Origin of the sequence: Streptomyces sp. NPDC093984, assembly GCF_044764595.1 — a bacterium.
Lineage (GTDB): Bacteria > Actinomycetota > Actinomycetes > Streptomycetales > Streptomycetaceae > Streptomyces > Streptomyces cynarae.
Genome location: NZ_JBIWIM010000018.1, coordinates 47,154 through 69,431 on the forward strand (window position 1 = coordinate 47,154; position 22,278 = coordinate 69,431).

At 72.9% G+C, this 22,278-nt stretch carries 19 protein-coding genes and 1 riboswitch; of the genes, 10 read left to right on the forward strand and 9 right to left on the reverse strand.

Annotated features, from left to right (window positions below; translation table 11 throughout):
• Nucleotides 1–152: 152 nt before the first annotated feature.
• The 3 genes from ACIRC0_RS35670 to abc-f form a co-directional block, all read right to left on the reverse strand.
• Nucleotides 153–944: an enoyl-CoA hydratase/isomerase family protein gene (locus ACIRC0_RS35670; protein WP_403625031.1), complete on the reverse strand. Its 792-nt coding sequence runs from the start codon at nucleotides 942–944 to the stop codon at nucleotides 153–155.
• Nucleotides 945–1,107: 163 nt separating this feature from the next.
• Complete coding sequence (locus tag ACIRC0_RS35675; protein WP_030578326.1) at nucleotides 1,108–1,329, reverse strand: helix-turn-helix domain-containing protein; 222 nt, start codon at nucleotides 1,327–1,329, stop codon at nucleotides 1,108–1,110.
• Between the two features lie 367 nt (nucleotides 1,330–1,696).
• Nucleotides 1,697–3,295, reverse strand: a complete 1,599-nt coding sequence (abc-f, locus tag ACIRC0_RS35680) for a ribosomal protection-like ABC-F family protein (RefSeq protein WP_403625035.1) — start codon at nucleotides 3,293–3,295, stop codon at nucleotides 1,697–1,699.
• Nucleotides 3,296–3,747: 452 nt separating this feature from the next.
• Between abc-f and ACIRC0_RS35685 the strand changes: the two genes are divergently transcribed.
• Nucleotides 3,748–4,161, forward strand: coding sequence for a VOC family protein (locus ACIRC0_RS35685; RefSeq protein ID WP_103845452.1), 414 nt, complete (start codon nucleotides 3,748–3,750; stop codon nucleotides 4,159–4,161).
• Nucleotides 4,162–4,180: 19 nt separating this feature from the next.
• Here ACIRC0_RS35685 and ACIRC0_RS35690 read toward each other — a convergent pair whose 3' ends face one another.
• The 3 genes from ACIRC0_RS35690 to ACIRC0_RS35700 all read right to left on the reverse strand — a co-directional run bounded on the left by ACIRC0_RS35690 (nucleotide 4,181) and on the right by ACIRC0_RS35700 (nucleotide 7,809).
• Nucleotides 4,181–5,590 (reverse strand): hypothetical protein, encoded by a 1,410-nt coding sequence (locus ACIRC0_RS35690; RefSeq protein WP_403625038.1) that lies wholly within the window; start codon nucleotides 5,588–5,590, stop codon nucleotides 4,181–4,183.
• 192 nt (nucleotides 5,591–5,782) lie between these two features.
• Nucleotides 5,783–6,910 carry an alpha/beta hydrolase gene (locus ACIRC0_RS35695; protein ID WP_403625041.1) on the reverse strand — a complete coding sequence of 376 codons (1,128 nt, stop codon included), beginning with the start codon at nucleotides 6,908–6,910 and terminating at the stop codon, nucleotides 5,783–5,785.
• Nucleotides 6,911–7,068: 158 nt separating this feature from the next.
• Nucleotides 7,069–7,809: a class II aldolase/adducin family protein gene (locus tag ACIRC0_RS35700; protein ID WP_403625044.1), complete on the reverse strand. Its 741-nt coding sequence runs from the start codon at nucleotides 7,807–7,809 to the stop codon at nucleotides 7,069–7,071.
• Nucleotides 7,810–8,211: 402 nt separating this feature from the next.
• Here ACIRC0_RS35700 and ACIRC0_RS35705 point away from each other — a divergent pair, with 402 nt between their 5' ends.
• Together ACIRC0_RS35705 and ACIRC0_RS35710 are read left to right on the forward strand one after the other, a co-directional pair.
• Nucleotides 8,212–9,492, forward strand: coding sequence for an anion permease (locus ACIRC0_RS35705; RefSeq protein WP_403625047.1), 1,281 nt, complete (start codon nucleotides 8,212–8,214; stop codon nucleotides 9,490–9,492).
• A 13-nt stretch (nucleotides 9,493–9,505) separates the two neighbouring features.
• Nucleotides 9,506–9,721: a hypothetical protein gene (locus ACIRC0_RS35710; RefSeq protein WP_103844529.1), complete on the forward strand. Its 216-nt coding sequence runs from the start codon at nucleotides 9,506–9,508 to the stop codon at nucleotides 9,719–9,721.
• 93 nt (nucleotides 9,722–9,814) lie between these two features.
• On the opposite strand, the gene ACIRC0_RS35715 is transcribed toward ACIRC0_RS35710, so the two are convergent.
• Both ACIRC0_RS35715 and ACIRC0_RS35720 read right to left on the reverse strand, forming a co-directional pair.
• Nucleotides 9,815–10,123, reverse strand: coding sequence for a hypothetical protein (locus ACIRC0_RS35715; protein WP_403625050.1), 309 nt, complete (start codon nucleotides 10,121–10,123; stop codon nucleotides 9,815–9,817).
• Complete coding sequence (locus ACIRC0_RS35720) at nucleotides 10,024–10,287, reverse strand: DUF397 domain-containing protein (protein WP_403625053.1); 264 nt, start codon at nucleotides 10,285–10,287, stop codon at nucleotides 10,024–10,026. Before ACIRC0_RS35720 ends, ACIRC0_RS35715 begins: the two co-directional genes overlap by 100 nt.
• Before the next feature lie 107 nt (nucleotides 10,288–10,394).
• A riboswitch (cobalamin riboswitch) is annotated at nucleotides 10,395–10,537 on the forward strand.
• Nucleotides 10,538–10,634: 97 nt separating this feature from the next.
• Between ACIRC0_RS35720 and ACIRC0_RS35725 the strand changes: the two genes are divergently transcribed.
• From ACIRC0_RS35725 to cobI, 7 genes are read left to right on the forward strand one after another with little or no spacing between them, the layout of a single operon-like run.
• Nucleotides 10,635–11,591, forward strand: coding sequence for a cobalamin biosynthesis protein (locus ACIRC0_RS35725; RefSeq protein ID WP_403625056.1), 957 nt, complete (start codon nucleotides 10,635–10,637; stop codon nucleotides 11,589–11,591).
• Nucleotides 11,588–13,096: a cobyric acid synthase gene (locus ACIRC0_RS35730; protein WP_403625057.1), complete on the forward strand. Its 1,509-nt coding sequence runs from the start codon at nucleotides 11,588–11,590 to the stop codon at nucleotides 13,094–13,096. Before ACIRC0_RS35725 ends, ACIRC0_RS35730 begins: the two co-directional genes overlap by 4 nt.
• The gene (gene cobN / locus ACIRC0_RS35735) at nucleotides 13,093–16,746 is read left to right on the forward strand and encodes a cobaltochelatase subunit CobN (protein WP_403625060.1); all 3,654 of its coding nucleotides are present in this window, start codon (nucleotides 13,093–13,095) and stop codon (nucleotides 16,744–16,746) included. Before ACIRC0_RS35730 ends, cobN begins: the two co-directional genes overlap by 4 nt.
• On the forward strand, nucleotides 16,743–18,767 hold the full coding sequence (locus ACIRC0_RS35740) for a putative cobaltochelatase (RefSeq protein WP_403625063.1): 2,025 nt from the start codon (nucleotides 16,743–16,745) through the stop codon (nucleotides 18,765–18,767). The genes cobN and ACIRC0_RS35740 overlap by 4 nt, the downstream gene beginning before the upstream one ends.
• Entirely contained in the window at nucleotides 18,767–19,375 is a 609-nt protein-coding gene (cobO, locus tag ACIRC0_RS35745; RefSeq protein ID WP_200423194.1) for a cob(I)yrinic acid a,c-diamide adenosyltransferase, read from the forward strand. Before ACIRC0_RS35740 ends, cobO begins: the two co-directional genes overlap by 1 nt.
• On the forward strand, nucleotides 19,372–20,778 hold the full coding sequence (locus ACIRC0_RS35750; RefSeq protein WP_403625066.1) for a cobyrinate a,c-diamide synthase: 1,407 nt from the start codon (nucleotides 19,372–19,374) through the stop codon (nucleotides 20,776–20,778). The genes cobO and ACIRC0_RS35750 overlap by 4 nt, the downstream gene beginning before the upstream one ends.
• Nucleotides 20,775–21,524: a precorrin-2 C(20)-methyltransferase gene (cobI, locus tag ACIRC0_RS35755; protein WP_403625069.1), complete on the forward strand. Its 750-nt coding sequence runs from the start codon at nucleotides 20,775–20,777 to the stop codon at nucleotides 21,522–21,524. The genes ACIRC0_RS35750 and cobI overlap by 4 nt, the downstream gene beginning before the upstream one ends.
• 11 nt (nucleotides 21,525–21,535) lie before the next feature.
• Here cobI and ACIRC0_RS35760 read toward each other — a convergent pair whose 3' ends face one another.
• Nucleotides 21,536–22,267 carry a ZIP family metal transporter gene (locus ACIRC0_RS35760; protein WP_403625072.1) on the reverse strand — a complete coding sequence of 244 codons (732 nt, stop codon included), beginning with the start codon at nucleotides 22,265–22,267 and terminating at the stop codon, nucleotides 21,536–21,538.
• Between the last annotated feature and the right edge of the window lie 11 nt (nucleotides 22,268–22,278).

Sequence of the window (22,278 nt, forward strand, 5' to 3'; positions counted from 1 at the left end):
ACCGACGCCGGGCCCCGCGCGCAGCCGGCCGACGGCGCCCGGGCCCATGCCGAACGCGCCGCAGACGTACCCAGGCAGACACGGCAACCAGGCCCGCGCGACGCGGGCCTGGCTCGGGGCACGTCTGGGCGCGGGCCTGGTTCGGGGCGTGTCTATTCGCCGACGCCCGCCAGATCCCGCAGCCGCCGGGCCTGGGCGGCCCGTTCCGCCGCGCGCTGGGCCTCGTAGGTCCGCTCCTGCGCGCCACGCAGCAGTGCCTTGGTCTCGATCACGGCGTCGCGGGGCGCCGCGAGCAGCGCGGTCGCCAGGTCCCGTACCGTCTCGTCGAGCTGGTCGCGCGATACGGCGATGTTCGCGAGCCCGGTGGTCACCGCTTCCTCGGCCCCGACGGAGCGGCCCGTCACGCAGATCTCCAGCGCGCGGGCATAGCCGACCAGGCCCACCAGCGGATGCGTGCCGGTGAGGTCCGGTACCAGGCCCAGGCTGGTCTCGCGCATGGCGAACTGCACGTCGTCGGCGACGACGCGCAAGTCACAGGCGAGGGCGAGCTGGAACCCCGCTCCGATCGCATGCCCCTGCACGGCGGCGACGGACACGATGTCGCTCTGCCGCCACCAGGTGAACGCCTCCTGGTACCCGGCGATGGTGGCGTCCAGCTCCGCGTCGCCGCTGCGCGCGAGGTCGATGAAGGTCGGTTCGCCCTCGATCCCCTCGGGCGTGAACATCTGGCGGTCCAGCCCGGCCGAGAACGACTGACCCTCGGCGCGCAGCACGACCACGCGGACCGAACCGGGCAGCGCCCGCCCGGCCTCCGTGAGCGCCCGCCACAGAGCGGGGCTCTGCGCGTTGCGCTTGGCCGGGTTGGTCAGCGTCACCGTGGCGATCGCCTCGTCGACGGTGAGCCGTACGCCGTCCTTGTCGAGTACCGGGTCGAGCGAAGCCATGGGGCGCCTCCGATGGGTGCGGTCAGCAGCGGGTGCCGTGGCACGGCATCCTAAGTGACTGCACAGTAACCACCCGGCCGGATGGGGGCACCCCCAGGCCCTTAAGGCACTGGGGGACCGACCGACCGGGTGGCCACCACCGAAGCCGATGGGCCGCCCGGCGTCAGGCCGACTGGGCCTTCTTGCCCCGCGTCGCCCCGCCACGCCCTCGGAGCGTGACGCCCGACTCGCTGAGCATCCGGTGCACGAAGCCATACGAGCGGCCGGTCTCCTCGGCCAGTGCTCGGATGCTCGCACCGGAGTCGTACTTCTTCTTCAGGTCTGCCGCGAGCTTGTCGCGCGCGGCGCCGGTCACCCGGCTGCCCTTCTTCAGAGTCTCGGCCACCCGTGCCTCCTCATGGGAAGTGCGCTCTGGTCTCCTCATGATCACCCCTCCGGGGCGCGATGGCCACCCATTCGGCAAGGTCCGTGCGACAAGGTTGTGACGACAGGAGCACATCCCCACGAGTGGAATCCGGGATTCCGCCCGGTCGCGTCCGTACACCCGAACGGGTTCATCGGGGAATCACCAGGTCAGCGACGCGCGACGGCCGAGACCGCTCCAGGGAGCGGCTCGGCCGTCGAATCGGTGCAGGACACACCCGGGTACGAGGAGATCTCACACAGATGATGGATCACGGATCGGCCGAATGATCCATACGCAGTGGATCAGCCGTTCGATCAAGCGCCCCTGACCGCCCGCCGCGGGGCGGTCAGGCGAGCGTGACGAGGTCGGCGTAGTCCGCGCCCCACAGGTCCTCGACACCGTCCGGCAGCAGGATGATCCGCTCCGGCTGGAGCGCCTCGACCGCGCCCTCGTCGTGGGTGACGAGCACGACCGCGCCCTTGTAGGTGCGCAGCGCGCCGAGGATCTCCTCGCGGCTGGCCGGGTCGAGGTTGTTGGTCGGCTCGTCGAGCAGCAGCACGTTCGCGGACGACACCACGAGGGTGGCGAGGGCGAGACGGGTCTTCTCGCCACCGGAGAGGACACCGGCGGGCTTGTCCACGTCGTCGCCGGAGAACAGGAACGAGCCGAGCACCTTGCGGACCTCGACCAGGTCCATGTCGGGCGCGGCGGAGCGCATGTTCTCCAGCACCGTGCGGTCCGGGTCGAGGGTCTCGTGCTCCTGCGCGTAGTAGCCGAGCTTGAGGCCGTGACCGGGGACGACCTTGCCGGTGTCCGGCTGCTCGACGCCCGCGAGCAGGCGCAGCAGGGTGGTCTTGCCGGCGCCGTTGAGGCCCAGGATGACGACCCGGGAGCCCTTGTCGATGGCCAGGTCGACGTCGGTGAAGATCTCCAGGGAGCCGTACGACTTCGACAGGCCCTCGGCCATCAGCGGGGTCCTGCCGCAGGGGGCCGGCTCGGGGAAGCGCAGCTTGGCGACCTTGTCCGACTGGCGGACCGCCTCCAGGCCCGCCAGCAGCTTGTCCGCGCGGCGGGCCATGTTCTGCGCGGCGACCGTCTTGGTGGCCTTGGCGCGCATCTTGTCGGCCTGGGCGTTGAGCGCGGCGGCCTTCTTCTCGGCGTTGGCGCGCTCCCGCTTGCGGCGCTTCTCGTCGGCCTCGCGCTGCTGCTGGTAGAGCTTCCAGCCCATGTTGTAGACGTCGATCTGGGCGCGGTTGGCGTCCAGGTAGAACACCTTGTTGACGACCGTCTCGACCAGGTCGACGTCGTGCGAGATGACGATGAAGCCGCCGCGGTAGGTCTTCAGGTAGTCGCGCAGCCAGATGATCGAGTCCGCGTCGAGGTGGTTGGTCGGCTCGTCGAGCAGCAGGGTGTCCGCGTCGGAGAACAGGATGCGGGCCAGCTCGATACGGCGGCGCTGACCGCCGGAGAGCGTGTGCAGGGGCTGGCTGAGCACCCGGTCGGGCAGGTTGAGCGCGGCGGCGATGGTGGCGGCCTCGGCCTCGGCGGAGTACCCGCCCTTGGTGAGGAACTCGGTCTCCTGGCGCTCGTACTGCCGCAGCGCCTTCTCACGGGTGGCGCCCGAGCCGTTGGCGATGCGCTGTTCGTTCTCGCGCATCTTGCGGATCAGGACGTCCAGGCCGCGCGCGGAGAGGATGCGGTCGCGGGCGAGGACGTCGAGGTCGCCGGTGCGCGGGTCCTGGGGGAGGTAGCCGACCTCGCCGGAGCGGGTGACGGTGCCCGCGGCGGGGATGCCCTCGCCGGCGAGGACCTTGGTGAGGGTGGTCTTCCCGGCGCCGTTGCGGCCGACGAGGCCGATGCGGTCGCCCTTGGTGACGCGGAAGGTGGCGTTCTCGATGAGGATGCGGGCACCGGCGCGCAGCTCGATGCCGGAGGCGGAGATCACGGACAGACTCCTGGGCTGGGAGTCCCCCCTGCTCGAGCGCGGTCGCGAGCTTGGGGGAGGGTGGCGGGATGGGCGGCTTAAGGACGTTCCCGCCGTCTAATGCGCGAGGAGAATGGCCATGGGCCCAAGTCTAACGGGGCGGTGCAAGCACTTTTCCCGTACGCGGCGTCCCGGGCTGTGACGTCCGTCGTCGCGGCAGCGTGACGGCGGTGGTGTGACGTTCACTACGCGGCGCGAAGGATACGCGCGGGCGCGGCGCACGGGGGCGCGACGCGGCGGTGCGTCCCCCGTTCGGGCCACGGCCCGGCGTCGTGTCGTGGGGCGGTGTCAGGCTGGCACTCCGGGCGCCCGGTCCTGTCGTCCAACTCCCGTCGTCCGCAGTGTTGTCGGTGGCCGGTGCCAGACTGAGCGACAGGCCGGGATTCGGCCGGACACCGGAGGGAGTGACGGCGATGGCGGGCATGGACGGCAGGCGTCCGAGCATCTGCCCGGCGCTGCTGTACGCGGACGCGAAGGCGGCGATCAGGCAGCTCACGGAGGCCTTCGGCTTCACGGAGCTGTCGGTGTACGAGGGCGAGGACGGATCGGTGCTGCACGCCGAGCTGGTGCAGGGCAACGGCGTGGTGATGCTGGGTTCGAAGGGCCGCGGCGGCCCCTTCGACGAGGCGATGAGGGGGGCGGGTCCCTGCGGGGTGTACGTCGTGGTGGACGACGTCGACGCACACCACCAGCGGGCCGTGGAGCACGGCGCGGAGATCCTGATGCCCCCGACGGACCAGGACTACGGGTCGCGGGACTACATGGCCCGGGACGCCGAGGGCAACATCTGGAGTTTCGGCACGTACGCCCCTGAGACAGCCGCCTGACGACCGCTGTGCGAGGGGGTCAGCTGCCTCCGGTGTGGACCTGGAAGGCGGCCCGGCGCACGGCCTTGGCGAGCGCCGGGTCCGGGTGGGCGGCGGCGAGCGCGACCAGGACCTGGACGGTACGGGGGTGTCCGACCGCGCGCACCTCGTCGAGCAGCGCGGGCACGGTGGCCTGCACGGCGGACTCCAGGTGGCGGACCAGGAGCGGGGCCTCACCGTGGTCGGCGACGGCGGCGGCGGTGTCGACCCACAGCCAGGTGGCCTCCTCACGGGTGAGCACCTCGTGGGCGTCCTCCGGGTCGGCGCCGTCGTGCTCGGCGAGCCAGAGCAGGGCGTAGGGGCGCAGCGTGGTCTCCTCGGCGGCGCGCCGCACCTCGGGCTCGGCGGGCGCGCCGACCACGCGCAGCGCCTCGAAGGCCAGACCGCGCAGCAGGGCGTCCTCGCCGCGGGCGGCACCGAGGAGTTCGGTGACGGCGCTGCCGACGGGGCGGGCGGCCAGCCAGGCGCGGTACTCGGCGCGAGCCGCGTTGGGGCGGAGCTGGGCGCAGCCGCGGAGCATGTCCTCGGCGTTCTGCTCGATGTTCCCGGCGGGGCTCTGCGCGGCGACGCAGATCTGCTCCAGCTTGACCCAGACCGCCCAGCTGCCGAGCGGGGTGAGGGTGGCCTGCCCGTCGGCGCAGGTGAGGGCGCCGACGTAGGCGAGCGCGTCGAGGGCCCAGGCGAGCAGGGGGGCCAGCTCGGACTCGTCGGCGGAGTCCGGGACCGGCGGCACGACAGGCTCGGGCCGGGGTCCGTAGGGGACCTCGCAGCGCTCGGTGCGCAGTTCGGTGACCCGCTGCTGGAGCAGGTCGAGGAGCTGCTCGACGGGGACGGGCCCGGCGGACAGCTGGAGGAAGGAGAGCACCTGCGGCATGGCCGAGACGACCTCGGCGACGGCGGCGTGCTCTCGGTCCGCCGGCTCGGGGCAGGCGAGCGACCAGGCGTCGAAGAGGGCGACCCAGCCGCGCAGTACGGCGGAGTCGTCCCGGTCCCAGGCGCGCAGCCGCCAGCCGGGGCGGGCGCTGTCGCCGTGCACCTCGACGAGACCGGCCAGGCGCGCGGTGTCCCAGTCGGCGCGCACCTGAGCGACGGTCAGGCCGAGGTCGGCGGCCGCCCGTTCCGCGGTGGCGTCGGACAGGGTGCCCTTTCCGTCGGGGGACGCGCCCTCGCGGCCGGGCCCGAGCGTGGCGTCGGCCCAGTGGGCGACACGGGCCGCGCCGGCCAGACGGGCGCGGGCCATTTTCGCCAGTTCCGCGGGCGGCGGCGTGCCCTCCGGCGGCCTGGGTGCGGGGCGGCGCGTGCGGCGCTGGGTCACCGCTCGGGGGGCGGCGGCCAGCGGCCGCGGTCGGACGAGTCGGAGCCTGGAGTCGCGCGGAGTACGGGACGTCACGGGTGCAGTCTTCCGGTTGACGGTCCGAAAACCCAAACGGAATGCCTCGAGGGACGCCGACGGGAGTCGGCGAGAGGGTCCTCAGAGGCCCTGGGAAGGGGGACAGCGCTGGTCGGGTGGGCTAAGCGGAAGAGGGCGCGAAAGGGCGCCTCAGCTGTGTGCCCGCCGACGCGGGCCGTTGCGTCGACACCGTCACATCAGCGGCGTGAGGAAGCGCCGCATGGCCTCCTCGTATGCCTCGGGGTCTGCGTTCCACATGGCGCCGTGCGGGGCGTTGTCCACCGTGTGCAGGGTGACCAGGTTCGCGCGCCGCTCGGCGAGACGGCGTGAAAGGCCCCAGGGGGCGATCGTGTCGTCGGGCCCGTGGAAGATCAGCACCGGCACGTTGAGGTGCTGCGGGTCCGCGGCCTTCTGGGTGCGATCGCCGTGCACACCGGTGCGGCCCTGTGCGGCGCGGACGGCCAGCGGCAGCAGGGGTCCCGGGGTGCGGCGGGCTGCGGCCAGGGCGCGCAGCGTGGCCTCCCAGCTGAGGACGGGTGAGTCCAGGACCAGCCCGGAGACCCGCTCGCGCACCGCCGAGTGGGCGGCGGCGTGCAGCGCCATGGCGGCGCCGGTGGACCAGCCGTGCAGCACGACCCGCTCGGCCCCGGCCCGCACCGCGTGGCGGATCGCGGCGTCCACGTCGCGCCACTCGGTCTCGCCGAGGTGGTTCAGGCCGTCCGGGGAGCGGGGCGCCCCGGGGTCGCCGCGGTAGGCGATGTCGAGGACCGGGAAGTGGTGCCGCTGCAGGAATCCCATGACATTCATGGGGTGTTCCCGGGTGGTGCCGAGCCCGTGCACGGTGATCACCCAGGTGTCACGGGCACCCGGCAGGAACCAGGCGGGCAGGGGCCCGAGTTCGCCGGGCACCTCCACGTCGGTGTGGTCGAGGCCGAGGGCGGTTCGGGGATCGCCGGTGTACAGGGCGGGGGTGAGCCAGACCTTGTCACCGGGCTCGAGCGTGCCGTGCGTGACGCGTTCCAGACGGCGTACGACCGTGTCGACGGTGTGCGGGGCGGAGTTCAGGACCGGGCCGACGACCGCGTGCGAGCCGTCACCGGTCAGCCCGTAGGTGCCGGGCCGCTGGGAGGCCAGGTCGCGGGTGAGGGCGATCCGGCCGGCCGCCAGGGAGTGCACGGTGAGACGGGGTTCCGTGGGCAGCGGACGCCCCGGCGGCGCCTTCAGCGCGGCGTCGCTGGCGAAGCGGCCCGCGGCGACGCCGGCGGCGCCCGCGGCGATGGCTACGGTGACGGCTGCGGCCGCCGCTTTGACAGTGCGCATCCATCCAGTCTCCCGGTGGAGCCCGCCCCCGGCCAGTGGGGAGAAGGGCGCGGTGTGACCCACGGGGCGCGCCGCAAGGCGGCCCCGGCCGGCCGGTCCACCAGGGTCTTTCGTTTTGGATCACGAAGACTCGCGGGGCCTGATCCAGACGAAGGACCCTAGGGGTTCGTGAACCCCTGATGCTGCCCGTACCCCCGCAACCGCTCCCCTACCTCCGCCACCTGCTCCCGGCTGAGCAGGTGCGGGGTGAGGCCCGGCACGGACGACGCCGTCAGCCACACGCGGCACATCCACTCCAGCTGGGCTGTGCGGTCGTAGGCCTGGTCCAGCGAGGCACCATGGGCGACCGTGCCGTGGTTCTGCAGCAGGCAGGCGCTGCGGCCGGTCAGGGCGCGGAGCATGTTCTCGGCCAACTCGGGGGTGCCGTAGGTCGCGTAGGGGGCGACCCGCACCGCGCCTCCGAGCGCGGCGGCCATGTAGTGGATCAGCGGCAGTTCCCGTACGAGCGTGGAGACGGCCGTGGCGTCGGGGGCGTGGGTGTGCACGACGGCCCGGGCGTCCGTCGTGCGGTAGACGGCCAGGTGCATGGGCAGCTCGCTGGTCGGGCGCAGCGTGCCGAGCACCTGGTGTCCGTCCAGGTCGACTCCGACCGCGTCGCCCGGCGTCAGCCGCTCGTACGGCACTCCGGTGGGGGTGACCAGCACGGTGTCGCCGATGCGTACGGAGACGTTGCCGGAGGTGCCGACGACCAGTCCGTCGGCGACCGTGCGGCGGGCCGTCGCGACGAGCTGGTCCCAGGCCCGCGCCACCTCCTCCGCCGCCGCGGCCGGCGCAGCCGGCTCCCGCCCGTGCCGTACGGCCTCCCGGGCGTCCCCTGGGTCATGTCGCTGATCGGCCATGCCGTGATCCTGCCAGGTGGGGTCCGCGCGGGGGTGGCCTGGCACACTCTGGCCGGGAGTCGCGGGTCCGTAAGTGCGCATATACGGACACACTCCCCCAGGAGGCGGTCCACAACGACGGGAGCCTGGAGGGTGACCGAAATCACTTCAACGGGTCCCGGGACCGGCTGAAGCGGTTCGCGAGGAGCCGGCGGAGAGCCCGGCACGGCCCCCTGAGGCGCACCAACGCTTCCGGAAGCCTGAATTCCGGCTTCGTTCGAGGCCGCGACCCTCGCGGGCCACCCATAAACGGAACGCCGATACGCCGATCGGTACACCCTCCAGCCCGTCTCAGTTCATCTTCCGTTCACCCAGGTTGCCTACGGTCCAACAGCCACTGACCTCCCACAGAAGCCTGGGTAAATGGAACACATCACGCTCCTCCTCGGAATCGTGATCGTCACCGCTCTCGTGTTCGATTTCACGAACGGTTTCCACGACACAGCCAACGCGATGGCGACGACCATCTCGACCGGCGCCCTGAGGCCCAAGACGGCGGTGGCGATGTCCGCCGCGCTGAACCTCCTCGGCGCCTTCCTCTCCGTCGAGGTCGCCAAGACGATCTCCGGCGGCATCATCAACGAACAGGGCATACGCGTCGAAGTGATCTTCGCCGCCCTGGTGGGCGCCATTCTGTGGAACCTGCTGACCTGGCTCCTCGGTCTGCCGTCCAGTTCCTCCCACGCTCTCTTCGGCGGTCTGATCGGTGCCGCCGTCACCTCGGCCGGCTGGTCCGCGGTGAACGGCTCGACGATCGTCACCAAGGTCCTGATCCCCGCCGTCGCCGCGCCGCTCGTGGCGGGCCTCGCCTCGATGCTCGCCACCCGCCTGTCGTACGTGATCGGCAGCCGCGCCGACGAGAAGGCGACCGCGAAGGGCTACCGGGCCGGTTCGATCGCCTCGGCGGGCCTGGTCTCCCTGGCCCACGGCACGAACGACGCGCAGAAGACGATGGGCATCATCACGCTGGCCCTGGTCACCGGCGGTGTCATCGCCCCCGGCTCGAACCCTCCCACCTGGGTCATCGTCTCGGCCGGTCTGGCCATCGCGCTCGGCACCTACCTGGGCGGCTGGCGCATCATCCGCACCCTCGGCAAGGGCCTGACGGACCTGGCGCCGCAGCAGGGCTTCGCCGCCCAGACCAGCGCGGCGACGGCGATCCTCGCCTCCTCGCACCTCGGCTTCTCGCTCTCCACCACCCAGGTCTGCTCCGGCGCCGTCATGGGCGCGGGCCTCGGCCGCAAGGGCGGCGTGGTCCGCTGGTCCACCGCGACCCGGATGCTGACCGCGTGGGCTCTGACGCTCCCGGCGGCCGGCCTGGTCGGCGCGGGCGCCGAACTCCTCACCAAGCAGGGCACCTGGGGCACGGTCGCCACCGGCGTGCTGCTGGTCGCCGGCGCCGGGGTCATCTGGACCCTCTCGCGCCGCAAGCCGGTCACGGTGGACAACGTCAACGACGTCGAGACGGAGCCCGCGGGCGTCGTCACCGCGGCGATCGCGGCGGTCATCCCGCCCCCGGCGGGCCCGGTCGTCGCGGCCGACACCGCTTCGGCGGACACGGACGCCGCCACCGACCTGCAGGCCACGATCCCGGCCCCGGACGCCGGCCCCTCCGCGGAGCCGGCCCCCGCCGCCACGGTTTAAGGAATCACCACTCATGAAGATCGACTGGGCAGCCCTCGGCTCCGTCTTCGGCGTCAGCCTGGGGGTCACCGTGGCCCTGGTGGCCCTGTTCACCCTGGGCGTCGTGGGCCTCACCAAGAAGGACTCGGCCCGGGGCGGCGCCGCCGCCCTGGCGGCCACCGGCGCCTACGCCTGTTTCGCGGCGTGCGCGGCGGCGGTCGCGTACGGGATCCATCTGATCGTCGCCTGACGGCCGGAGCACTTCGCAATCGCACGCGCAGCGACGTCGCTGCGCGTCACCCCCGCGGCGGTGTCGCTGCGGGGGTTTCCCGTGTTCCCGAGGTCAAGGGGTCCGCGAGTCGCGTTGCCGGACGGCCGCCGTCGCCCGGCCCAGGACACGGAGACGCTCCGTGACCGGGGTGAGGCCCCACCACAGTCCCGCGCAGGCGGCGGCCACGATGGTGACCACCAGCCACACGAGGGCCCGCGCCGGGGTTCCGGGCACCAGCAGCGCCGCCAGCGCGCCGATGCCGACCGCGAACATCCCCGTCGTCAGGGAGAAGAGTGCCAGCGGAGCCGCTGCCGCCAGCGAGGGGTGCGGCGCGTGGGGACCTCCCGCGCCTGCCGAGAATTCCTTGGCCCTGTCCCCCATGTGGGTCCCTCCCGTCCTCTGGACGGTTCGCTCGGACGCCGTCCACCGCCGGGTTTCTCCAGTTCGGCCAGCAAAGCACACCCCGCCGTACGGCGAAAGACGAGCACGGGCCCGGTGCGCCGTTTCGAGTCACGCGCCGGAACGCGCGCCCCTGGACCGCCCACTTCGGCCGCCAGTTCACAACGAAAAGCGCGATTCGGGCAACTGACGCGATTTCAGTGGTGTGGGACTCGGCACACCACAGCGTCGCAGGTCAAGAGCAAGTTGACGGCTGTTCTGGGCGCGTGGTGGACTGCCGGAGCCAGTACGGCGGCAGGAGAGGAAGCCGGTGCAAGTCCGGCGCGGTCCCGCCACTGTCACCGGGGAAGAACTCCCCGGGAGCCAGGAACTCTCGCCGCCGGTCTCGTCGAACCAGGGCGTGGACACCCTGAGTGAGGACATATCGCCATGCGCGGCTGCCGATTGAGGTTCTGTCACCGGGCCCCGTCCGACCGCACGGTCGGCTGAGCCGATGGGTGCCGATCGCGTCTTCGCGTACGGCGCCGCCGCCGGCCTCCTCGGTGACCTCCTGCTGGGCGATCCACGCCGCGGGCATCCGGTCGCCGCGTTCGGGCGGGCCGCGGCGGCCGTGGAACGGGTGCTGTGGCGGGACCACCGCGGGTGGGGCGCGCTGCACACCGCCGTCTGCGCCGGGGGTGCCGCGACAGTGGCGGCGCTCGCCGCATCCGCCGTACGTCCCTCCCGTACCGCCGCCACGGCCCTGACCGCCGCCGCCACCTGGGCCGTGGTCGGGGGCACGTCGCTCGCCCGCGAGGCACGCGCTGTCGAGCGCGCCCTGGAGGCGGGGGACGTCGAGGCCGCGCGCGCCCGGCTGCCGCATCTGTGCGGGCGGGATCCGCAGGCGCTGGACGCGGACGGGATCGCCCGGGCGGTCGTCGAGTCCGTCGCCGAGAACACCTCCGACGCCGTAGTGGGCGCGCTCACCTGGGGAGCCGTCGCCGGGGTTCCCGGTCTCGTGGGTTTCCGCGCCGTCAACACGCTCGACGCCATGGTCGGGCACAAGTCGCCCCGCTACCGGCGCTACGGATGGGCCTCGGCACGCCTCGACGACGTCGCGGGATGGCCGGGGGCACGGCTCACGGCCGTTCTCGCGGCAGCGGCGGGCCCCGATCCGCGGGGCGCGCTGCGCGCCTGGCGTGCCGACGCCGCGAAGCACCCGAGCCCCAACGCCGGGCCCGTGGAGGCCTCGTTCGCGGGCGCCCTGGGCGTGCGGCTGGGCGGGACGCTGTCGTACGGGGGGCGCGTGGAGCACCGGCCCGTGCTCAACGCGGCCGGGCGCGCCGTCCGTACGGACGACATCGAGCAGGCCGTACGGCTCTCCCGGCGCGTGAGCGGGCTCGCGCTCGGCATCACGGTCGCCGGGCGCCTGGTTGCCCGAAGGCTTCTCGCGAAGGGACGGACGTCATGAGCCGCGGACTCCTCGTCGCCGGTACCACCTCCGACGCCGGCAAGAGCGTCGTCACCGCCGGGATCTGCCGCTGGCTCGTACGGCAGGGGGTCAAGGTCGCGCCGTTCAAGGCGCAGAACATGTCCCTGAACTCCTTCGTCACCCGCGAGGGCGCGGAGATCGGGCGGGCGCAGGCCATGCAGGCCCAGGCGTGCCGGATCGAGCCGACCGCGCTGATGAACCCCGTGCTGCTCAAGCCGGGCGGCGAGCAGAGCAGCCAGGTCGTGCTGCTGGGCAAGCCGGTCGGTGAACTGAGTGCGCGCGGATATCACGGGGGGCGGCAGCAGCGGCTCCTCGGCACCGTGCTGGACTGCCTGGCCGAGCTGCGGGGCACGTATGACGCGGTGATCTGTGAGGGGGCCGGCAGTCCGGCGGAGATCAACCTGCGGCGCACCGACATCGTGAACATGGGCATCGCCCGCAACGCCCGGCTGCCCGTCCTTGTCGTCGGAGACATCGACCGCGGCGGCGTCTTCGCGTCCTTCTTCGGGACGGTGGCGCTGCTCTCTCCCGAGGACCAGGAGCTCGTCGCCGGGTTCCTGGTCAACAAGTTCCGCGGGGACGTCAGCCTGCTGGAACCGGGCCTCGACATGCTGCGGGACCTCACCGGGCGGCGCACCTACGGAGTCCTGCCGTTCCGGCACGGGCTCGGGATCGACGAGGAGGACGGACTCAGAGTCTCCCTGCGGGGCGCGGTCCGCGAGTCCGAGGTGATGGCCCCCGTCGGCGAGGACGTGCTGCGCGTCGCCGTCTGCGCCATCCCTCTCATGTCCAACTTCACGGACGTGGACGCGCTGGCCGCCGAGCCGGGTGTGGTCGTCCGGTTCGTGGACCGGCCGGAGGAGCTGGCGGACGCGGACCTCGTGGTGATCCCGGGGACCCGGGGAACCGTCCGCGCCCTGGAGTGGCTGCGCGAGCGCGGTCTCGCTGACGCCCTCGTCCGAAGGGCCTCTGAGGGGCGGCCGATCCTCGGCGTCTGCGGCGGCTTCCAGATCCTCGGCGAGCACATCGAGGACGAGGTGGAGAGCCGCAGGGGGCACGTGGACGGGCTCGGAGTGCTGCCCGTGCGGGTGCGGTTCGCCCGTGAGAAGACCCTGACCCGGCCGGCGGGGGAAGCCCTCGGCGAGCCCGTGGAGGGGTACGAGATCCACCACGGGGTCGCCGACATCACCGGCGGTACCCCCTTCCTGGACGGCTGCCGGGTCGGGCAGACCTGGGGCACCCACTGGCACGGGTCGCTGGAGTCGGACGGCTTCCGGCGGGCCTTCCTGCGCGAGGTGGCCGCCGCCGCGGGCCGCCGCTTCGTGCCGGCCCCCGACACCTCGTTCGCCGCGCTGCGCGAGGAGCAGCTCGACCGGCTCGGCGACCTGATCGAACAGCACGCGGACACGGACGCGCTGTGGCGGCTCATCGAGTCGGGCGCGCCGCAAGGACTGCCTTTCATCCCACCGGGAGCGCCCGCATGAGCACAGTGTTGTTGTTGTCGACCGCCGACACCGATCTGCTGGCGGCCCGTGCCTCCGGCGCGCCCTACCGGATCGGCAACCCGACCCGGGTGGACGTCGCCGAGGAGCTTCCGGGGCTGATCGAGGGCGCGGACATCGCCGTCGTACGCCTGCTGGGCGGCAAGCGCGCCTGGGAGGACGGGCTGGCCCGGCTGAAGGCGTCCCGCATCCCGACCGTGCTGCTCGGCGGGGAGGCCGTCCCCGACGCCGAGCTGATGGCCGAGTCGTCCGTACCGGCCGGTGTCGTGGCGGAGGCGCTGAAGTACCTGGTCGAGGGCGGCCCCGCCAACCTCACCGAACTCGCCCGGTTCCTGTCCGACACGGTGCTGCTGACCGGCGAGGGCTTCGACGAGCCGCGGAAGATGCCGGAGTACGGCGTCCACGCCGAGCGCCCGTTCACCGAGGGCCGTCCGACCGTCGGCGTGCTCTTCTACCGGGCCCACGAACTCAGCGGCAACACCGCCTTCGTGGACACCCTGTGCGACGCGATCGAGGCGCACGGCGCCAACGCCCTCCCCGTGTACTGCGGTTCGCTGCGCGGCGCCGACGCCGGGCTGTACGAGATCCTCGCCAAGGCCGATTCCCTCGTCGCCACGGTCCTCGCGGCCGGCGGCACGCACGCCTCGAAGGCCTCGGCCGGTGGCGAGGAGGAGTCCTGGGACATCGGCGCGCTGGCCGAGATGAACGTCCCGGTGCTGCAAGGGCTGTGCCTGACCTCCTCGCGCGCCGCGTGGGAGGCGTCCGACGCCGCCCTGTCCCCCATGGACGCGGCGATGCAGGTCGCCATCCCGGAGTTCGACGGCCGCCTGATCACCGTCCCGTTCTCCTTCAAGGAGCAGGGCCCGGACGACGTGCCGGTGTACCTCGCCGACCCGGAGCGGGCCGCGCGGGTCGCCGGGATCGCCGTGCGCCACGCGCGGCTCAAGCACAAGCCGAACGCGGAGAAGAGGATCGCGCTCGTCTTCACGGCGTACCCGACCAAGCACTCACGGGTCGGCAACGCGGTCGGCCTGGACACGCCCGCGTCGGCGGTACGGGTGCTGGACGCGCTGCGGGACGCGGGGTACGGCCTCACCGAGTACCCGGCGGGCGGCGACGAGTTGATCCACCGCCTCATCGAGGCCGGTGGTCACGACGTGGAGTGGCTGACCGAGGAGCAGCTGGCCGCCGCCCCCGCGCGCGTGCCGCTGGCCGACTACCGGGCGTGGTTCGACAAGCTCGACCCGGAGCTGAGGGACGCGATGACCGAGGCGTGGGGCGAGCCACCGGGCTCGCTGTACGTCGACGGCGACGACATCGTGCTCGCCTCGCTCCAGTTCGGGAACGTCGTGGTCATGATCCAGCCGCCGCGCGGCTTCGGCGAGAACCCGATCGCGATCTACCACGACCCCGACATGCCCCCGTCGCACCACTACATGGCGGCGTACCGCTGGCTGGAGAACAGTTTCGGCGCCGACGCGATCGTCCACATGGGCAAGCACGGGACCATGGAGTGGCTGCCCGGCAAGGGCCTCGGTCTCAGCAGGGGATGCGCGCCGGACGCCGTCCTCGGCGACCTGCCCCTGATCTACCCCTTCATCGTCAACGACCCCGGCGAGGGCACCCAGGCCAAGCGGCGCGGCCACGCCACCGTGGTCGACCACCTCGTACCGCCGATGGCGCGTGCCGACACCTACGGCGACCTGGCCAAGCTGGAGCAGCTCCTCGACGAGTACGCGCTCGTCTCCGATCTGGACCCGACCAAGGCACCGGCCGTGCGCGCCCAGATCTGGACGCTGGTCAAGGCGGCGGAGCTCCACCACGACCTGCACGTGGACGAGCAGCCGGACGACGACGAGTTCGACGAGTTCGTCATGCACATCGACGGCTATCTCTGCGAGATCAAGGACGTGCAGATCCGCGACGGCCTGCACATCCTGGGCGGCGGCCCGGTCGGCGAGCCGCGCGTCAACCTGGTGCTCGCCGTGCTGCGCGCCTCGCAGGTGTGGGGCGGGCAGGCGAACGCGCTGCCGGGTCTGCGGGCCTCGCTCGCGGAGCACTTCGGCCTGGTGGAGAAGGAACTGCTGGCGGAGCCCGGCGCTCCGGTGAAGGTGCCGGTGGAGCTGACGGACCTGGTGGAAGGCCCGTCCCGAACGGCGGCGGACGCGGTCGACCTGCTGGAGCAGCTGTGCCGGCGGATAGCGGAGGGGATGGAGGAGCGCGGCTGGGCGGCCTCCGAGAGCGGCGCTCTCGTACGCGAGGTGCTGGGCGCCGAACACCCCGACGCCGTCGCGGTGCTGGAGTTCGCGTGCACGGAGGTCGTGCCCCGCCTCGCCCGTACCACCGACGAGATCGGCCACATCCTCAAGGCGCTGGACGGCGGTTACGTCCCGGCGGGCCCGTCCGGCTCCCCGACCCGCGGCCTGGTCAACGTCCTGCCGACCGGCCGCAACTTCTACTCGGTCGACCCCAAGGCGATTCCGTCCCGGCTGAGCTGGGAGGTCGGTCAGTCGCTCGCCGACTCGCTGGTCGCCCGCTACCTCCAGGACACCGGCGAGTACCCGAAGTCCGTCGGCCTGACGGTCTGGGGCACGTCCGCGATGCGCACCCAGGGCGACGACATCGCCGAGATCCTGGCCCTGCTGGGCTGCCGCCCCGTCTGGGACGACGCCTCGCGCCGCGTGACCGGGTTCGAGGTGATCCCGCTGGAGGAGCTGGGCCGCCCCCGCATCGACGTCACGGTCCGCATCTCCGGGTTCTTCCGGGACGCGTTCCCGCACGTCGTCGGTCTGATCGACGACGCGGTGCGCGCGGTGGCCGAGCTGGACGAGCCCGCCGGGAAGAACTTCGTCAAGGCGCACGCCGACGAGGACACCGCCGAGCACGGCGACCGGCGGCGGGCCACGGCCCGTGTCTTCGGCTCCAAGCCGGGTGCGTACGGCGCCGGTCTGCTGCCGCTGATCGACGCCCGCAACTGGCGCAGCGACGCCGACCTCGCCGAGGTGTACGCGGTGTGGGGCGGCTACGCGTACGGGCGCGGGCTGGACGGGCGGGCGGCGCGCGGGGACATGGAGACGGCGTTCAAGCGCATCGCCGTCGCCGCGAAGAACGTCGACACCCGCGAGCACGACCTCGTCGACGCCGACGACTACTTCCAGTACCACGGCGGCATGGTCGCCATGGTGCGGCACCTGACGGGGGCGAGTCCCGAGGCGTACGTGGGGGACTCGGCCGTACCCGACCAGGTCAAGACCCGCACTCTCGGCGAGGAGACCCACCGCGTCTTCCGCGCCCGCGTCGTCAACCCGCGCTGGATGGCGGCCATGCGGCGCCACGGCTACAAGGGCGCCTTCGAGATGGCGGCGACCGTCGACTACCTGTTCGGGTACGACGCCACGGCCGGGGTCGTCGACGACTGGATGTACGAGAAGCTCAGCGCGGAGTACGTCTTCGACGCCGAGAACCGGGACTTCATGAAGAAGTCCAACCCGTGGGCGCTGCGCGGCATCACGGAACGGCTCCTGGAGGCCGCCGACCGGGGCCTGTGGGCCGAGCCGGACGCGGACACGCTGGAGCGGCTGCGCGCCACCTATCTGGAGCTGGAAGGCGACCTGGAGGGCGACGAGAAGTGAGTACCCCGTTTCCGTTCACGGCCGTCGTCGGCCAGGACGACCTGCGGCTCGCGCTGCTGCTGAACGCGGTCTCACCCGCGGTCGGCGGTGTGCTGGTGCGCGGCGAGAAGGGCACCGCCAAGTCGACGGCCGTGCGCGCCCTGTCCGCGCTGCTGCCTGACGTGGCGGTCGTCCCCGGGTGCCGTTTCTCGTGCGACCCCGCGGCACCGGATCCGTCGTGTCCGGACGGGCCGCACGAGCCCGGGGCGGGGGTGTCCCGTCCGGCCCGTATGGTCGAGTTGCCAGTCGGCGCCTCCGAGGACCGGCTGGTGGGCGCACTGGACATCGAGCGGGCGCTGGCGGAGGGCGTGAAGGCCTTCGAGCCGGGCCTGCTCGCCGACGCGCACCGCGGCATCCTCTACGTCGACGAGGTCAACCTCCTCCACGACCACCTGGTCGACCTGCTCCTGGACGCCGCCGCGATGGGCGCCTCGTATGTCGAGCGCGAGGGCGTCTCCGTGCGGCACGCGGCCCGTTTCCTGCTCGTCGGCACCATGAACCCCGAAGAGGGCGAACTGCGGCCGCAGTTGCTCGACCGGTTCGGGCTGACGGTCGAGGTCGCCGCCTCCCGCGAGCCCGGCCAGCGCGTGGAGGTCGTCCGGCGGCGGCTCGCCTACGACGACGACCCCGCCGGTTTCGCGGCGCGCTGGGCCGAGGAGGAGGCCGCCGTACGCGCCCGCATCGTGGCCGCGCGCGAGCTGCTGCCGTCCGTACGGCTCGGGGACGGGGCGCTGCGGCAGATCGCGGCGACCTGTGCCGCGTTCGAGGTCGACGGTATGCGCGCCGACATCGTGATGGCGCGTACGGCGACCGCGCTCGCGGCCTGGGCCGGGCGGACCGACGTGCTCGCCGAGGACGTACGACAGGCCGCGCTGCTCGCGCTGCCGCACCGCAGGCGGCGGAACCCCTTCGACGCGCCGGGCCTCGACGAGGACAAGCTCGACGAGACCCTGGAGCAGTTCGGGGAGTCCGGGGATTCCGGGGATTCCGGGGATTCCGGGGACGACGACGATCCTGATCCGGACGGGCCCGGCGGGGGTGGCGGCCGGCCGCCGCAGGACGGGCCGGCGGGCGACGGCGACACCCCCGCGCAGACCGAGTCCGGTGAAGGTGGGCCGTCGCAGACCTCAGGGGTCGGCGAGCAGTCTCCCGCACGCGCCTCCGAGCCCTTCCGCACGAAGGTGCTGACCGTGCCGGGGCTCGGCGACGGGGCCGCCGGGCGGCGTTCGCGGGCGCGGACCGAGCACGGGCGGACCACCGGGGCCCGGCGGCCCCAGGGGGCGCTGACCAAGTTGCACCTGGCGGCGACCGTGCAGGCGGCGGCGCCTCATCAGCGGGCGCGCGGCCGGTCGGGGCCCGGGCTCGTGGTGCGCCGGGACGATCTGCGGCAGGCGACGCGTGAGGGGCGCGAGGGCAACCTCGTGCTGTTCGTGGTCGACGCCTCCGGCTCGATGGCGGCCCGGCAGCGGATGAGCGCGGTCAAGGGCGCCGTGCTGTCACTCCTGCTGGACGCCTACCAGCGGCGGGACAAGGTGGGGCTGGTGACCTTCCGGGGCTCGGCGGCCGATGTGGCGCTGCCGCCGACGTCGTCGGTGGACGCGGCGGCGGTCCGGCTGGAGTCGCTGCCCACCGGGGGCCGTACGCCGCTGGCCGCCGGGCTGCTGAAGGCGCACGACGTGCTGCGGGTGGAGCGGCTGCGGGATCCGGCGCGGCGGCCGCTCGTGGTCGTGGTGACGGACGGGCGGGCCACGGGTGGCCCTGAGCCGGTCGCGCTGGCCGGGCGGGCGGCCCGGCTGCTCGCGGCCGAGGGGGTCGCGGCCGTGGTCGTGGACTGCGAGTCGGGGCCGGTGCGGCTCGGGCTGGCGGGGCAGCTCGCCGACGAACTGGGCGGAACCGCTGTGACGCTGGACGAGCTGCGCGCGGACAGCATCGCCGGGTTGGTGCGGGATGTGCAGGGTGCCGGAAAGAGGAGGGCCGCGTAATGCCGCAGGGACAGCCGAGTGTCGTACCGGACGACGGGCTGACCACCCGTCAGCGTCGTAACCGGCCGCTCGTGGTGGTGCACACCGGGATCGGGAAGGGCAAGTCCACCGCCGCGTTCGGGCTGGCGCTGCGGGCCTGGAACCAGGGGTGGCCTATCGGGGTGTTCCAGTTCGTCAAGTCGGCGAAGTGGAAGGTCGGCGAGGAGAACGCGCTCAAGGTGCTCGGGGCGTCCGGGCAGGGCGGGACCGTGGCCTGGCACAAGATGGGCGAGGGCTGGTCCTGGGTCCAGCGGGACATCCAGGGCGACAACTCGACCAATGAGGAGAAGGCCCGGGAGGGCTGGGAGCAGGTCAAGCGGGACCTGGCCGCCGAGACCTACAAGCTGTACGTGCTCGACGAGTTCGCGTACCCGATGCACTGGGGCTGGGTCGACACCGACGAGGTCGTCGACGTGCTGCGCAACCGGCCCGGCACCCAGCATGTCGTGATCACCGGGCGGAACGCGCCGGAGAAGCTGGTCGGCTTCGCGGACCTCGTCACCGACATGTCCAAGGTCAAGCACCCGATGGACGTGGGGCAGAAGGGCCAGAGGGGCATCGAGTGGTGACACGTTCCGTCCCACGGTTGGTCATCGCCGCGCCGTCGTCCGGCAGTGGCAAGACCACCGTTGCCACGGGGCTGATGGCCGCGTTCGCCGCGCGGGGGCTTTCCGTGTCCCCGCACAAGGTCGGGCCGGACTACATCGACCCGGGGTACCACTCGCTCGCCACCGGGCGGGTGGGGCGGAACCTCGACGCGTACCTGTGCGGACCCGAGTTGATCGGTCCGCTGTTCGCGCACGGTGCGCGCGGGTGCGACATCGCTGTCGTCGAGGGTGTGATGGGGATGTACGACGGGGCCGCGGGGGAAGGTGAGTTGGCCTCCACGGCCCATGTCGCCAAGCTGCTGCGGGCGCCGGTCGTGCTGGTCGTGGACGCGTCGGCGCAGTCCCGGTCGGTGGCGGCTCTGGTCCACGGGTTCGCCTCGTGGGATCCGGAGGTGCGGGTCGGGGGCGTGATCCTGAACAAGGTGGGGTCGGAGCGGCACGAAGCGCTGCTGCGGGAGGCGTTGGAGTCGGCCGGGGTGCCGGTGCTCGGCGTCTTGCGGCGAGTTCCGCAGGTCGACACGCCGTCGCGTCACCTTGGCCTGGTGCCGGTCGCCGAGCGGCGGGCTGAGGCGGTGGCGGCGGTGGCCGCGATGGCCGCGCAGGTGCGTGAAGGGTGCGACCTGGAGGCTTTGCTGGGGCTGGCGCGCAGTGCGGGCGCGTTGTCGGGTGCGGCTTGGGATGCGGCTGAGGCCGTATGGGGGTCGCCCCCGCCGTCCCTTCCCTCCCCCGAGCTCTCGGCTTCGCTCGAGCAGGGGGGACCCCTGGTGACGGTTGCCGTTGCCGGTGGAGCAGCGTTCACCTTCTCCTACGCCGAGAACACCGAACTCCTCGCCGCCGCCGGCGCCGAGGTCGTCCCCTTCGACCCCCTTCGCGACGAGCAACTGCCCGAAGGGACCCGTGGCCTGGTCATCGGGGGCGGCTTCCCGGAAGTGTACGCCGCCGAGCTGTCCGCCAACGAGCCGTTGCGCAAGGCCGTCGCCGAGCTGGCGCTCAGCGGTGCGCCCGTCGCCGCCGAGTGCGCCGGGCTGCTGTACCTGTGCCGGGAGTTGGACGGGCAGCCCATGTGCGGTGTGCTCGACGCCACCGCCCGGATGACCGAGCGGCTGACCCTCGGCTATCGCGACGCCGTGGCCGTCGGTGACAGCGTGCTCGCCGCGCCGGGGACCCGTATGCGCGGGCACGAGTTCCACCGGACCGTCGTCGAGCCCGGCGCGGGGGCGGCTCCCGCCTGGGGCGTGCGCGCTCCCCGGCCGCGCGTGGAAGGTTTCGTGCAGCAAGGGGTGCACGCGAGTTATCTGCACACGCACTGGGCCGCCGCGCCCGGGGCGGCCCGTCGGTTCGTGGAGAGGTGCCGGACGTCATGAGCAGCAGGCTGATCGGAGTCGGGGTGGGCCCCGGCGACCCCGAGCTGGTGACCGTCAAGGGCGTAGGCGCTCTGCGCGCCGCCGATGTCGTCGTCGTCCCCGTGATGGCTGCGTCTGATGGAACAGATGTGGGTGAGCGGGGGCGCGCCGAGGCGACCGTGCTGCACTACGTGCCCGAGGAGAAGGTCGTCCGCGTCGTCTTCGCGCTGAACGAGCGGAGCGACCGGGCGCGGCGCGAGGCCGCCTGGGACGCCGCCGGGGAGCGTGTCGCCCGGCTGCTTCAGCGGCACGCGGCCGTCGCGTTCGCCACCATCGGCGACCCCAACGTGTACTCGACGTTCACGTACCTCGCGCAGACCGTGCAGGAGCTCGTGCCCGGGACCGTCGTCGAGACCGTGCCCGGCATCACCGCCATGCAGGACCTGGCCGCGCGGTCGGGTGCCGTGCTGACCGAGGGCACGGAGCCGCTCACGCTCGTGCCCGTCACGGCCGGTTCCACCGTGCTCAAGGAGGCGCTCGCCGGTCCCGGGACCGTCGTCGCGTACAAGTTCGGGCGGCAGGCGCGGGAGGTCGCCGAGGTGCTGCGGGAGACCGGGCGGATCGAGGACGCCGTGTGGGGGTCCGCGCTCGGGCTGCCCGAGGAGTCGATCCGGCCCGCAGCCGACCTCGACGGCGGTTCGCTGCCCTACCTCTCCACCCTCATCGCGCCCGCCCGGCGCGACGGCACCCGCGGCGGCAAGCTGTGACCGGCGGCGGATCAGCCCGCGAGGCCCACCACCAGCCAGATGAACGCCGTGCCCGCGACCGTGCACAGCAGGGTCGTGTGGGCGGGGTGCTCGTGGTGGGCCTCCGGCAGGATCTCGGCCGCGGCGAGGTAGAGCAGCACGCCGCCGAAGAGGCCGAGGTAGCCGCCGAGGAACCACTCCGGGATGGCGAGGAACGCGGTCGAGGCCGCGCCCAGCACGGGCGCCAGCGCGTCCGCGAACAGCATCGCGACCGCCTTGCGGCGCGCGTTGCCGTACAGGCTGGTGAGGGTGAAGGTGTTGAAGCCGTCCGCGAAGTCGTGGGCGATGACGGCCAGCGCCACCGCGAGGCCCATACCGCCGCCCACCTGGAAGGCCGCACCGATCGCCACGCCGTCCATGGCGCTGTGACCCACCATGGCGGCCGCCGCCGTGAGGCCCACCTCGGGCGCCCGCTGGTGGTCGTGGTCGGCCGCCCCGTGTGCCGCCCGGCGCGCGGCGAGCAGCCGCTCCACCAGGTGGGCCAGCAGGAAGCCGCCCACAAACAGCAGCAGGGCCGCAGGCACGCCGAACACCTCGGTGCCCGCCGCGCGCAGTGCCTCCGGCAGCAGGTCCAGGCCGACCACACCGAGCATCAGTCCGCCGGCCAGGCCCAGGACCAGATGGCGACGGTCGGTCACGCGCTGTGCCGTCCAGCCGCCGGCCAGCGTCATCAGGAACGCGCCGAGCGCGACGAAGACCGCCATGTGCCCTTGCT